10 protein-coding genes are annotated in these 13,301 nt (G+C 50.0%); 9 read left to right on the plus strand and 1 reads right to left on the minus strand.

Annotation, left to right across the window (positions count from 1 at the left end; translation table 11 throughout):
• Positions 1 to 101 precede the first annotated feature (101 nt).
• The 8 genes from AC0YN4_RS00405 to gyrA all read left to right on the plus strand — a co-directional run bounded on the left by AC0YN4_RS00405 (position 102) and on the right by gyrA (position 12,472).
• The gene (locus tag AC0YN4_RS00405; RefSeq protein ID WP_475780510.1) at positions 102 to 1,880 is read left to right on the plus strand and encodes an ABC transporter ATP-binding protein; all 1,779 of its coding nucleotides are present in this window, start codon (positions 102 to 104) and stop codon (positions 1,878 to 1,880) included.
• Positions 1,877 to 3,721, plus strand: coding sequence for an ABC transporter ATP-binding protein (locus tag AC0YN4_RS00410; protein ID WP_475834830.1), 1,845 nt, complete (start codon positions 1,877 to 1,879; stop codon positions 3,719 to 3,721). Before AC0YN4_RS00405 ends, AC0YN4_RS00410 begins: the two co-directional genes overlap by 4 nt.
• Positions 3,722 to 3,790: 69 nt before the next feature.
• Positions 3,791 to 4,969 (plus strand): formate-dependent phosphoribosylglycinamide formyltransferase, encoded by a 1,179-nt coding sequence (gene purT, locus AC0YN4_RS00415; RefSeq protein WP_475834831.1) that lies wholly within the window; start codon positions 3,791 to 3,793, stop codon positions 4,967 to 4,969.
• 198 nt (positions 4,970 to 5,167) lie between these two features.
• Positions 5,168 to 5,995 carry a GDSL-type esterase/lipase family protein gene (locus AC0YN4_RS00420; protein WP_475834832.1) on the plus strand — a complete coding sequence of 276 codons (828 nt, stop codon included), beginning with the start codon at positions 5,168 to 5,170 and terminating at the stop codon, positions 5,993 to 5,995.
• A gap of 12 nt (positions 5,996 to 6,007) precedes the next feature.
• Complete coding sequence (locus AC0YN4_RS00425) at positions 6,008 to 6,982, plus strand: ABC transporter ATP-binding protein (RefSeq protein WP_475834833.1); 975 nt, start codon at positions 6,008 to 6,010, stop codon at positions 6,980 to 6,982.
• On the plus strand, positions 6,975 to 7,961 hold the full coding sequence (locus AC0YN4_RS00430) for an ABC transporter permease (RefSeq protein WP_475780515.1): 987 nt from the start codon (positions 6,975 to 6,977) through the stop codon (positions 7,959 to 7,961). The genes AC0YN4_RS00425 and AC0YN4_RS00430 overlap by 8 nt, the downstream gene beginning before the upstream one ends.
• A gap of 78 nt (positions 7,962 to 8,039) precedes the next feature.
• Positions 8,040 to 10,010, plus strand: a complete 1,971-nt coding sequence (gene parE, locus AC0YN4_RS00435; protein ID WP_475780516.1) for a DNA topoisomerase IV subunit B — start codon at positions 8,040 to 8,042, stop codon at positions 10,008 to 10,010.
• A 20-nt stretch (positions 10,011 to 10,030) separates the two neighbouring features.
• The gene (gyrA, locus tag AC0YN4_RS00440) at positions 10,031 to 12,472 is read left to right on the plus strand and encodes a DNA gyrase subunit A (protein WP_475780517.1); all 2,442 of its coding nucleotides are present in this window, start codon (positions 10,031 to 10,033) and stop codon (positions 12,470 to 12,472) included.
• 3 nt (positions 12,473 to 12,475) lie between these two features.
• On the opposite strand, the gene AC0YN4_RS00445 is transcribed toward gyrA, so the two are convergent.
• Positions 12,476 to 12,643 carry a hypothetical protein gene (locus AC0YN4_RS00445; protein ID WP_177245690.1) on the minus strand — a complete coding sequence of 56 codons (168 nt, stop codon included), beginning with the start codon at positions 12,641 to 12,643 and terminating at the stop codon, positions 12,476 to 12,478.
• A 197-nt stretch (positions 12,644 to 12,840) separates the two neighbouring features.
• Here AC0YN4_RS00445 and AC0YN4_RS00450 point away from each other — a divergent pair, with 197 nt between their 5' ends.
• Complete coding sequence (locus AC0YN4_RS00450) at positions 12,841 to 13,248, plus strand: MarR family winged helix-turn-helix transcriptional regulator (protein WP_090978484.1); 408 nt, start codon at positions 12,841 to 12,843, stop codon at positions 13,246 to 13,248.
• Positions 13,249 to 13,301: the final 53 nt, after the last annotated feature.

Genomic DNA, 13,301 nt, shown 5'->3' on the forward strand with positions numbered 1-13,301 from the left:
TATGCCCCAGCACTCTGTTTGCCGTACGGAACTCATGCTGTTAATATTCATTCATATTCATAAAAAGGTTCATAAAATTGCAACAGGGAGTGGGTTACCCATTGGACGTCTTCAGGCAACTTAAACCGTATTACTGGGTCGAACGCAGAAATTTGTTTGCTTCGATCGCCTTCTTGATCTGCGCTACCGCGCTCGGATTGGTTTATCCTAATTTACTTCGAGTGCTGATCGACAAAGTCATCGTTCCCAAAACATTTGAGTGGGTGCCAGCATTATCGCTCGCTGTCGTCGGGGTCGTTACCTTAAAGGGTGGTCTTCAGTTTCTACACGGACTCTTCGGCGGTCGCCTGGGAAACCGCGTCGCTTTCAGACTTCGTAATGCCTGCTACACGAAATTGCAATCGCTGTCGTTTCAGTATTACGACACAGCCAAAACCGGCGACTTGATGTCGAGGCTGACCGCAGATTTGGAAGCGGTTCGAAATTTCATCGCATTCGGTTTTGCGCAAATTTTCAACATGTTTCTCATGATTATCTTCGGCGCTGCGATGATGTTCTCCATTCACTGGCAGCTCACGCTGATCACGCTTGTGACCATGCCTGTTCTGGTCATTGTGGCACTCCGATTCGAGAAAGTCATTCATCCGGCATTTAGAGAAATGCGCCAAGCCATGAGCCATTTGACAACTGCGGTTCAAGAGAACATCACAGGTGTTCGTACCGTTAAATCATTTGCCCGCGAATCGTTCGAAATGGATAAATTCTCGACACGCAGTGCGGCTTACAAACAAAACCAAATTGCCGCATCCGGCTTGTGGGGAAAGTTCTTCCCTGTCATGGAGCTGCTTGCAAGCGTATGTGCCGTTATTCTGCTTGTTGCCGGCGGTACGCTCGTTATCCGGGGTTCGATTACGCTCGGTGAGATGGTTGCCTTCTTCAGTATGCTCTGGTATATCATCAACCCGATGTGGGCTATGGGCTTCCTGATCAATAACTACACGCAGTCCAAAGCTTCCGGTGAACGGTTGCTGGAGCTGCTCAACGAGTATGTACATGTGAAAGATGCCGAATCTCCGACAATCTTGGACGAGAGCAAAATCGAAGGTCACGTGCAATTTCATAACGTGACATTTAATTATGCGGATAAAGCACCTGCGTTGACCCAGGTGAACATTGATGCGAAACCGGGCATGGTCATTGGGATGCTCGGCGGAACGGGTTCCGGTAAGTCAACGGTCATTCAGCTGCTCATGCGTGCTTATAACATTAAGATGGGCTCCATTACGCTCGATGGCGAAGATATTCGCAACATTTCCATTGAAAGCCTTCGTTCCCAAATCGCGACCGTATTTCAAGAGACGTTCCTCTTCTCTTGCTCGATACGCGACAACATCGCATACGCGATTAAAGATGTCACGATGGATCAAATCATTGAAGCCGCGAAGCTGGCAAAAGCGCATGATTTCATCATGGAGCTTCCCGAAGGGTATGACACGATCGTCGGTGAGCGCGGCATGGGACTCTCAGGCGGTCAGAAACAGAGGATTGCCATTGCTCGGGCGCTGATCAAGAACCCGCGTATACTCATTCTCGACGATGCTACAAGCGCCGTAGACATGGAAACCGAACATGAAATTCAAGCCGGCTTCAGCGAGCTGATGGCGGGTAGAACAACCTTTATTATTGCACATCGAATTTCTTCTCTCCGTCATGCGGATGAAATTCTGGTTTTCGACAATGGTCATGTGGTACAGCGCGGGCAGCATGAGCAATTAGTCGCTGAGGCCGGCCCGTATCAGGACACGTATAACATCCAATATGCAGACCGTCCCAGTACCGCCACAGTCGAATTAGCAGCAGAAAGAAGGGTCGCACAGTGAGTGAGGAGCAGCAGCAACAGAAAGGGCAGCCGCGAGGCAGTCATGAGCGTTTCATCTACAAGGACGACGATGCGATCGAGAAACCGTTCAACTGGTCTCAAATTACCCGTTTGTTCTCTTATATGAAACCGTATCGGAAACAATTATTGCCTGTCATTATCGTCATGATGGTGCTTGGGACGCTCACACGTCTGGCCATTCCCGCGATCATCATCATGGCGATCGATGAAGCGATCCAGCCGAAGGACGGTGGGGATCCAAGTCTCAGCAAGCTCTACATGTACGCGGGGATGATGCTGACCCTCTATATTATTCAATGGGCAGCTAACACGTACCGGATTAAGTATACGAATGTAATCGGCCAGCAAGTCATTTATGATTTGCGTGAAGATCTCTTTAAACACATTCAGAAGCTTTCATTTCGTTTCTTCGATAAACGCCCGGCAGGCTCCGTTCTCGTGCGTATTACGAATGACGTAAATGCGCTGCAGGATTTGTTTACGAACGGCGTAGTCAACTTGTTGATGGATTGCGTGCAGCTCGTCGGGATCGTCATCATTTTGCTGGCATGGAACTTCAAGCTAGGCATTGCCATCATGATTACGGTACCGCTCATGTTCGTTGTTTCCACGGCGCTGCGCAAACGGATTCGTTTCGCTTGGCAGGATGTACGGATGAAGCAGTCGCGAATCAATGCGCATTTGAACGAAAGTATTCAAGGCATGCGCGTAACACAAGCGTATACGCAGGAGAAATCCAATTTCAGCTTCTTCACGAACATCAATAACACGAATATTAAAGCCTGGAACAGAGCTTCTGCTCTTAACCAAGCATTCGGTCCGATTATCGAAGTCACATCCGCGATCGGTACGCTGATTCTCTTCTGGTATGGCTCGCATCTCATTCAAGTCGGTGCGATTACGGTCGGGGTGCTGGTTGGTTTTGCCAACTACGTCGGCAACTTCTGGGAGCCGATTAACAGGCTGGGTCAAATGTACGCACAGCTGCTGATCGCCATGGCATCCTCAGAGCGGATCTTCGAGTTTATCGACGAGAAGCCAACCGTCGGCGAGGAAGAGAACGCAGGCGCTTTGCCACGTATCCGCGGAGATGTGTCATTCGACAACATTATCTTCGAATACGAGAAAGGCCGTCCTGCGCTTCGGGGCATCTCACTCGACGTAACAGCCGGACAAACGATCGCGCTTGTCGGACATACAGGATCAGGCAAGAGTACAATAATGAACCTGCTCTGCCGCTTCTATGATCCGGTGCAAGGCGCCGTACGAGTCGATGGCATCGATATTCGGGGCGTCAGTATTGAGAGCTTGCGTTCGCAGGTTGGGGTCGTGCTGCAGGATACGTTTATTTTCTCCGGTACGATTCGCGAGAATATCCGTTTCGGCCGCTTGAACGCCACTGACGATGAAATTGTGAAAGCTGCTACGGCCGTCGATGCTCATGATTTCATCATGAGTTTGCCTGATGGTTATGACACGGAAGTGCAAGAGCGCGGTAACAGCCTATCGATGGGACAACGCCAGCTGCTGTCCTTTGCCAGAGCATTGCTGGCAGATCCACGCGTCTTGATTCTGGATGAAGCGACTGCAAGCATTGATACCGAGACCGAGCTCAAAATTCAAGAGGCGCTCAAGAAACTATTGCAAGGCCGTACTTCCTTCATCGTAGCGCATCGTTTATCCACGATTCGTAATGCGGACCGTATCGTCGTTCTGGATCATGGTCAAATCGTAGAGCAAGGCAGCCATGACGAACTAATTCGTCACAAAGGCACTTATAATGGTTTGATTGAAGCACAGTATCGTTTTTTATCGGCATAATTCTTGATTTTTCGCCAAAGAACCTCCACAATGGAAGAAAACATTTCTTCCAGGAGGTTCTTTTTCTATATGTATGGATCACCGCTTTCATCTACGGCTCGTAAAATTATGCTGCTCGGTTCAGGCGAGCTTGGCAAAGAAGTAATCATCGAAGCACAGCGCCTTGGCGTAGAAACGATCGCTGTCGATCGTTATGAGAACGCTCCTGCGATGCAGGTAGCTCATCGTTCTTATGTCATCGATATGCTGGATCCCGCAGCACTTCGCGCATTGATTGAGAAGGAGAAGCCGGATCTGCTCGTACCGGAGATTGAAGCGATCGCGACTTCCGCTCTGGTGGAGCTGGAGAAGGAAGGCTACCGCGTTATCCCTACCGCACGCGCAGCGCTTCTGACGATGGATCGCGAAGGCATTCGTCGTTTGGCAGCGGAAACACTGAGTCTGCCTACAGCGCCATATCGCTTCGCGGATACGCTGGACGAGCTTAAAGCTGCTGTTGCAGAATTGGGTACGCCTTGCGTCATTAAACCGATTATGAGCTCATCCGGCAAAGGGCAAAGCGTCTGCAAAACAGAAGGGGATGCTGAAGCTTGCTGGAACTATGCAATGGAAGGCGGACGCGCGAAGAAAACGCGTGTCATCGTCGAAGGATTTATCCATTTTGAATCGGAGATTACGCTGTTAACGGTTCGTTCGGCATCGGGCACGTCGTTCTGCGCGCCGATCGGACATGTACAGAAGGACGGCGATTACATCGAGTCCTGGCAGCCGCATGAGATGTCGGCTCAACAAATCGAAGAAGCCGAAGCTATTGCGCGTGCAGTAACCGAGGAGCTTGGCGGCTACGGCATCTACGGCGTCGAGCTGTTCCTAACGAAGGATGGCGTACTGTTCAGCGAGGTTTCACCTCGTCCGCATGACACGGGCATGGTTACGATGGTTACGCAGGATCTCTCCGAATTTGCGCTTCACGCAAGAGCGATTCTGGGGTTCCCGATTCCATCCATCCGTCTACTGACGCCTGGTGCATCGTATACGCTCAAAGCAGATCGCGATTCGGAGCAATTCCAAATCGGCGGTCTTGAGCAAGCGCTGAGTGTACCGAATACGCAGATTCGTGTGTTTGGCAAACCGGTTACGAAACCGGGCCGCCGCATGGCTGTTGCCCTCAGCTCTGCTGACGACTGCATAAAGGCGCGTGAGTTAGCTAAACAAGCGGCACAATCCCTTACGATCAACTACGAATAAATCGTGCGATAGACACGCCGAGTATGCCGAAACTATTGCCAGCAGATTCCTTCCAAGGGCTGCTGGCAGAGCATACCGGCTTTTTTTGTACCTGCCGCAATTGGAGGAATTTGCAAATTACAGCTGAAAGCATTACTTTAAAAAAGAATATTAATTTACCGTTAAGGGTTCGATATAGGTAGAAGGAGCGTTATTAACATGAGAAGTGCATCTTCCGGCGTGTTATGGACAACGATCGGTATTTCAGCTCTGATCTCGACATTGCTGTTGATCGGCGGGTTTGGCTATGCGGTGAAGGATATGCTGTATCCGCAAGCAGAAGTTTACACAGGGGAGCAGGGGAAGCCGGCGCAGCCGGAGTCAAGCAACCTTGGCAGCAGCAAGGCCATCAACATTACCGCGATTGGCGATTCGCTCACGAAGGGGACGGGCGATGCTACAGGAGAAGGTTATGTCAAGCAAGTCGTAACGCTGCTTAAGAAGAAATATCCGCTGATTCCTGTCAAATTGAACAACAATTTGTCTATAAACGGCTTGAGGGCCGATCAACTCGCGCATTTGCTTAGTACGGACAAGGGGTATCGCTATTCTTTGCAGCAAGCTAATCTCATTGTTTTCACTATCGGAGGAAATGACTTATTCCAAATCGCAAACGGTCAATCAGCCGGTGACGTGACGGGAGAAATTAGTCTGGATACGCTGAAGAAGGAGCTGCCCAAAGGCATCGACCGATTGTCGAAAGTGATCAAGCTGCTGCACGAAATCAATCCTAACGCGCAAGTGGTGTACACAGGCCTATATAACCCATTTTATAATATTACGGACCTTAGAGACGGCAGTCTGGAAGTTCAGAAGTGGAACGAGGAAGCCTATTCGATTCTGCACAACTATCCGAACATGACCTTGGTGCCTTCATTCGATATGTTTGAACGGTCCATTGATATTTATCTGTCGAGCGATCATTTTCATCCCAACCACGAAGGCTACGCACAAATTGCGGCACGTATCGTGCAGTCGCTGAAATAGGAGACCTGTCTAATGAGCGTACAAACCATTCCGGAAACAGAAATCGTCCTCTCCGTTAAAGATGTGAAGAAGCGGATTGGCGGTAAAATGATCATAAAAAACGTCTCTTTTGAAGTGAAAAACGGTGAAATCTTCGGCTTTCTTGGTCCCAACGGATCAGGTAAAACAACTACGATTCGTATGCTTGTCGGACTGATTAAGCAAACCTCAGGCGAGATCCTGATTTGTGGCAGCAATGTGCAGCGTGATCCGGAGAGAGCGCTCAGCCATATCGGCTGTATCGTAGAGAACCCAGAGGTTTACGCCTATATGACCGGCTGGGAGAACTTAGAGCATTTTGCCCGTATGCAGCGTGGGATTGGACAAGAACGCATTGCTGAGGTTGTCGCTATCGTCGGCTTGCAGCAGCGCATTCACGATAAAGTGAAGACGTATTCGCTTGGCATGCGTCAGCGTCTTGGCATTGCACAAGCGCTGCTTGGCAGACCGAAGCTGCTTATCCTGGATGAACCGACGAATGGTCTCGATCCGAAAGGGATTAAAGAGCTTCGTGAGTTTGTTCGTATGCTCGCGGATCAGGGGATGAGCTTGTTTATTTCAAGCCATTTGTTAAGCGAAATTCAGCTGATGTGCGACCGTGTTGCGATTATCAGTCACGGTGAAGTGCTTGCAGTTGGCTCCGTTGACGAGCTTGTGAATCAGACCGGCAGCTATGTCGTCTGGCAATTCGATGATACAGAAGCGGGCAGGAAGCTGCTTGCAGCAGAGACTAATATCCGATTAATTGGTGAAGGCGAGCATCGAATCGATGAAAGCATATTGGCAGGATTGAAAGATGCCATCATCACCTCTATGGGGGCTGAATCTATTTCGGCTATTGTTGAGAAAGCCGTACATGCCGGTATTGGCATCGTGTCGGTACAGAAGATAACGCCAACGCTGGAAGAACTATTTTTGCAAATGACGGAAGGTGAGAGCATTGGATAGACTGCTGCCGCTCATTCAGAATGAGACGCTCAAGATATGGAAGAAGAAGCGTTTCTACGTAGTTGTACTTGTTCTGCTCGTACTCATTCCCATCTTTACCTATGCCCAAATGAAAATTGCGGAAACCAATCGCAAAAACTTCGCCGATTGGCGGAATCAGCTTGTTCAGCAGATCAATGAGTATCAAAATATGCTCTCAAGCGAACGCATTCCGGAAGAGTGGAAGCGTAACCGCCGAATTGCCGTTCAACAGCTTCAGTATTATTTGGATCACGATGTAAATCCTAACTCACCTAACGGTGTAACGTTTACTCGAAGCTTTATGTCGAATGCCGTAACGCTCTTTTATCCACTGCTGGTGCTTGCCATCGCCTCTGACCTCGTGTCCGGCGAACGTTCGACAGGAACCATAAAGATGCTTCTCACAAGACCTGTAAGGCGTTGGAAAATTTTACTGAGCAAGCTCATCGCTTTAACGTTCTATGTTTCATTAACCGTTGTGGTCAGCGCCATTCTCTGTTATCTTATATCAGGCGCGGTATTCGGGTATTCCGGCTGGCAAATACCGGTGTTTACAGGATTTGTCATCCAAGGCTCTACAATGGAGAGCTCGTATGTACATGCCGTTCCACAGTGGCTGTTCGTGCTCATGGAGGGCGGACTGATCTGGGTCTCATCCATGACCGTTGCCATTCTGGCGCTCATGGTATCTGTTCTTGTGCGAAGCACGGCGGCGAGTATCGTGACGATGATGGCGGCTGTCATCGCAGGTACGATCTTGTCGAGTATGTCATCATCATGGGAAAGCGCCAAATATGTTTTCGCGGTCAATTTGCAGCTAACGGATTATTTAGCAGGCTCCCCGCCGCCAATTCAAGGCATGACACTTTCATTTTCCTTGATTATCCTCGCGATTTGGTCGGCAATCGGACTTATCGTTTCATTCGGTGTCTTTACGAAACAGGACATCATGAATTAGAATAGCTTGAAGTGAGCGAATCGGCTTGAATGGAAAAAGAATGCAAGGAAGCGCAATTAATTTTATTAGGAGGACCCTATGACTGAGCAGTTAAATCTTGCGGGCGAAGCGAATTTGGGTGCCGACAGCTATGGTGCAGACGACATCCAGGTGCTGGAAGGGCTGACCGCTGTTCGGAAACGGCCCGGGATGTATATCGGCAGCACGAGCACTTCGGGCTTGCATCACCTTGTCTGGGAAATCGTCGACAACGCGGTTGACGAGCATCTGGCAAAGTTCTGCTCTGCCATCGACGTAACGATCCATAATGATGGGTCGATTACTGTAAAGGACAATGGCCGCGGTATTCCTACCGGCATGCATAAGACCGGTATTCCCACGCCTCAGGTTGTCTTTACGATCTTGCATGCGGGCGGTAAGTTCGGCGGCGGCGGATATAAGAAATCCGGCGGTTTGCATGGCGTTGGCGCATCCGTAACGAATGCGTTGTCGGAGTGGCTTGAAGTGGAAATTTACCGCGATGGTAAAATACATAAGCAGCGCTTCGAGTATTGGATCGATGATGCGGGCAAAGAGCATGTCGGAGAACCCGTAACAGGACTCGTCGTAACCGGGAATACGAATCGTACAGGCACGAAAGTAACTTTTAAGCCGGATTCACGTGTTTTCCACGGTAATATTTCAATTAATTATGATACGCTTTCGGAGCGTCTGCAGGAGATCGCGTTCCTGAACTCCGGGTTGAAGGTAACGGTAAAGGACGATCGCAGCGGCAAACAAGACCAATTTCATTATGAAGGCGGCGCGCGTCAGTTTGTTCAGTTTCTGAATGAAGACAAAACGGTGCTGCATGATGTCGTTCACTTTGCTGGTGAACGTGATGAAATTGAAGTTGAGGTGGCTTTGCAATACAACGACGGCTACACCGAAACATTGGCCTCGTTCGTAAACTCAATCCCAACACGCGGCGGCGGTACGCATGAGACCGGATTCCGAACCGCGTATACACGTGTAATGAACGATTATGCGCGCAAGAACGCAATGATCAAGGAGAAAGATAAGAACCTCGACGGCAATGACCTGCGCGAAGGCATGATGGCGGTCATTAACATCAAAATGTCCGAAGTTGAATTTGTGGGTCAAACGAAGGATCAGCTCGGCAGCTCTTCGGCCAGAAGTGTTGTAGATGCGATCGTCTCTGACAAAATGCAGGTTTTCTTGGAGGAAAATCCGCAAGTTGCGCAAATGCTGTTGAAGAAAGCGGTTCAGGCATCCAGAGCCCGCGAGGCTGCACGTAAAGCGCGTGACGAAATCCGCAGCGGCAAGAAGAAGAGCGAAAGCTCCAATCTTGGCGGCAAGCTGACGCCGGCACAATCGAAGGATGTTACCCGTACGGAGCTGTTTATCGTAGAAGGTGACTCCGCAGGCGGTTCCGCGAAGCAAGGCCGTGACTCCAAGTTTCAAGCGATTCTTCCGCTCAAGGGAAAACCGATGAATCCGGAGAAGGCGAAGCTGCTCGATATTCTTAAAAACGACGAATACAAGGCGGTTATCGCGGCGATCGGCGCAGGCATTGGACCTGAATTCGACGCGGAATCGTGTAATTATAGCAAAATCATCATTATGACGGATGCGGATACGGACGGCGCGCATATTCAAGTGCTGCTCCTGACGTTCTTCTACCGCTATATGAAGCCTTTGATTGACTTGGGCCGCGTCTTTATTGCGCAGCCGCCGCTTTATAAGATTACGCGTAAATCCGGTAAGCTTGAGACCGTTCGGTACGCTTGGTCAGATGAGCAGCTCCAGAATTATTTGAAGGAGTTCGGCAAGAACTTTGAGCTGCAGCGTTATAAAGGACTCGGCGAGATGAACCCCGACCAGTTGTGGGAAACGACGATGAATTCAGAGACGCGTACGCTGCTGCAAGTTCAAATTGAAGATGCAGCTAAGGCGGAACGCCGCGTATCCACGCTCATGGGCGACAAAGTAGATCCGCGTAAACGCTGGATCGTTGAGAATGTTGATTTTACCGAATATGTTGAATAACAGTTGAGGAGAGTTTCGGCATGAGTATCCTGGAACAGTTTTTGCCGGCGTATCTTGAGGAGGTCGTGGGTGACCGCTTCGGGCGCTATTCCAAATACATCATTCAGGACCGCGCCATTCCCGATGTACGAGACGGATTGAAACCGGTGCAGCGGCGTATTTTGTACGCGATGTATGATGCAGGCAACACGCCTGACAAAGGGTATCGCAAATCGGCCAAGACGGTCGGTGATGTAATGGGTAATTATCATCCGCACGGCGATTCCTCCATCTATGAAGGTATGGTCCGTATGGCACAGCCCTGGAAAATGGGGCATATGCTCATTGATGGCCATGGAAACTGGGGCTCGATCGATGATGACCCGGCGGCAGCAATGCGTTATACCGAGGCACGTCTATCGCCGATTGCGATGGAGCTGCTTCGTGATATCGAGAAACGAACGGTCTTATTCAAAGACAATTTCGATAATACGACGAAAGAGCCGGTTGTGCTGCCATCGCGGTATCCCAACCTGCTCGTTAATGGGGTTAGCGGGATTTCCTCCGGTTTCGCGACGGAAATTCCGCCGCATAACTTGCGTGAAGTGATCGACGCTTGTAATGCCGTAATGGACAACCCGGACATCGAGCTTGCACAGCTGATGGATATTGTGAAGGGTCCCGATTTCCCTACAGGCGGACTCATCATGGGTGAGGACGGTATCCGCGATGCTTACTTGAGCGGGAAGGGCCGGATTTATCACCGCTCCAAATCGATGATCGAAGACATGAAGGGCGGACGCCAACAGATCGTCATTACGGAAATTCCGTATCAGGTCGTCAAGTCGCGCCTTGTTACGGCAATGGAGAACATTCGGATCGAGAAGAAGGTCGAAGGCATCGCCGAGGTTCGTGATGAAAGCGGTCGTAACGGGCTTCGCATTGTCGTCGAGCTGAAGAAGGATGCGGATGCGCAAGGAATATTGGCGTATTTGCTGAAGAAAACAGATCTTCAGGTCGCCTACAACTTCAACATGGTTGCGATTGTGAACAAAACGCCGAAACAGCTCGGTCTGAAGGATATGCTGACCGCGTACATCGCGCATCAGAGAGAAGTGGTAACCGAGCGTTCCAAGTACGAGCTTGAGAAAGCGGAAGACCGCGCACATGTACTGGAAGGTTTGGCGAAGGCGCTTAACCTGCTGGATGAAATCATCGCAACGATTAAAGCGTCCAAGAATCGGCAGGATGCACAGCAGAACTTGGTGGCGAAGTTTACGTTCTCAGAGCGCCAAGCAGATGCGATTCTGACGCTCCAATTATACCGTCTAACGAATCTGGAGATTACTTCGATTGAGAAAGAATTGAAGGATATTCAGAAGAAAATTACGTATTTGCGTTCGATTCTAGACAGCGAGAAGAAGCTGCGCTCTGTAATCAAAGAAGAGCTGATGGAAATTCGCGAGAAATACGGCATCGACCGTCGCTCCGGCATTCAAGGTGAAGTGGAAGAGCTGAAGGTTAACCTTGAGGTAATCGTCGCTGCTGAAGATGTACTGGTTACACTTAGCCAAGACGGTTATATCAAGCGGACTTCGAAGCTATCGTTCACTCGTTCCGGCGGCGAGCTCGGAAGCGCAGGCGTTAAGGAAGGCGACGTTATTCGCACGCTGCTTGATGTGAATACAATTGATCAGCTGCTTCTGTTCACGCGCAAAGGGATGTATTATCAACTGCCTGTCCATCAAATTCCGGAGTTTAAGTGGAAGGATACGGGGACTGCGGTCGTTAACGTCGTGCCGATGCCGAAGGACGACAGCATCATTAGCGTCATTCCTGTGAAGGACTTTGAAGTGCCGGATCGTACGCTGGTCTTCGTCACGAAACGAGGACAAGTGAAACGGACGGAGCTGAAGGAATATAAATCATCGCGTTCCACTGCCATCGCGGCTGTGAAGCTGGCTGATGGTGATGATGTATTGCGTGTTTCGCTCAGCGACAACAGCAAGGAGCTGCTGCTCATTACGAAGAACGGCATGAGTATCCGTTTCCCTGAGAGTGAAGTGAATCCGATGGGCCGCGTAGCTGCCGGTGTTCGAGGCATTACCGTTCGTGATGGCGATGAAATTGTCGCTGCAGAGTGGGTGTCTGGTGACGAAGGCGAAGTGCTTGTCCTCACGGAGCTTGGTTACGGCAAACGTTCCTTGCTGCTTGATTATCCGATTCAAGGTCGAGGCGGCAAAGGCGTCGCAACCTTCGAGTTTAAAGAAGGCGCTCGTGTCCGCTCGAATGGTGTCGGTCTCATCGGCGGTCTTCACTGCAAGGAAGCACGTGACCTGGTGCTGCTATCGGCAGCCGGCACCAATCAGATCGTTTCGACAGAGAAAGCGCCGATTGATGATCGGAAATCGACTGGCCGCGCGGTAACAGCGGTCGATAAGAAGGATGTATTGACGACGTTCTTTGTTCGCGCCGATCTGTAATGCTCAATCAAATGGCTGGTGGGGAGAATCACGTCGCTCCATCATTTCTACAATAAGCTCAAGCACGACCCACAATGGGGCTGGTTCATCAAGCCGATCAACCCATTGTGGGTCTTTTTGTATGCCGATTTGCGATAGTTTACGTACAAGTTCGAGCTTGCGCTCCTCCATAGTGCGGATCACGCTCCATTCCTAATTTCGAGCCGGTACAACAGCCTATACCACCAATGTATGTCTAATCCTGTCAAATGGTTCTCTTTTGTAGCGATTAGTCAGACAAAATATTAACTGCATTAACCTTATATTCGACATTTCGGCATGGTATAATAAGGTATAAGATAAAATCGGACAGAAGGCGGGTGATGGTCATCGTTTCTGCGGAATTTGCCCGGTTGTGGATGAAGATGACGAAGGAATGGAAGTCGCATCTGGAGGAAGAACTGGCTCCCGGATTAACGGAAGGACAATTGAGTGTATTGGAGCTGCTGCTGGTGCATCAACCGATGAAACCCTCGGATTTGCTCGGATACTTGGAAACGACACCCGCTGCTATAACGACGCTGCTTGACCGAATGGAGCGCGGCGGCCTCGTCGTGCGTAACCGTGATGAGAGTGATCGACGTATCGTTTGGGTGACCGTGACCGACAAAGGTCAAGTCGAAGCTGCACGCGGTATCGCCATTCGTGATGCGTACATCAGTGAAGCGCTTGACCGGATCTCGTCCCATAATCAACAGCTGCTGGTTTATCTGCTTGGCAAGGTAGCCAATTCTTAGGTTGTACATATGTGATCAAACAAGCAAGGCCTGAGAGGGCTTCTGCAATAGAA

This window comes from Paenibacillus sp. J22R3 (genome assembly GCF_056269305.1).

Coding starts and splice junctions, on each gene's coding strand:
- AC0YN4_RS00425 (WP_475834833.1), top strand. CDS start 6,008: ATGAGCGTACAAACCATTCCGGAAACAGAAATCGTCCTCTCCGTTAAA.
- gyrA (WP_475780517.1), top strand. CDS start 10,031: ATGAGTATCCTGGAACAGTTTTTGCCGGCGTATCTTGAGGAGGTCGTG.
- AC0YN4_RS00445 (WP_177245690.1), bottom strand. CDS start 12,643: ATGGAGGAGCGCAAGCTCGAACTTGTACGTAAACTATCGCAAATCGGC.
- parE (WP_475780516.1), top strand. CDS start 8,040: ATGACTGAGCAGTTAAATCTTGCGGGCGAAGCGAATTTGGGTGCCGAC.
- AC0YN4_RS00420 (WP_475834832.1), top strand. CDS start 5,168: ATGAGAAGTGCATCTTCCGGCGTGTTATGGACAACGATCGGTATTTCA.
- purT (WP_475834831.1), top strand. CDS start 3,791: ATGTATGGATCACCGCTTTCATCTACGGCTCGTAAAATTATGCTGCTC.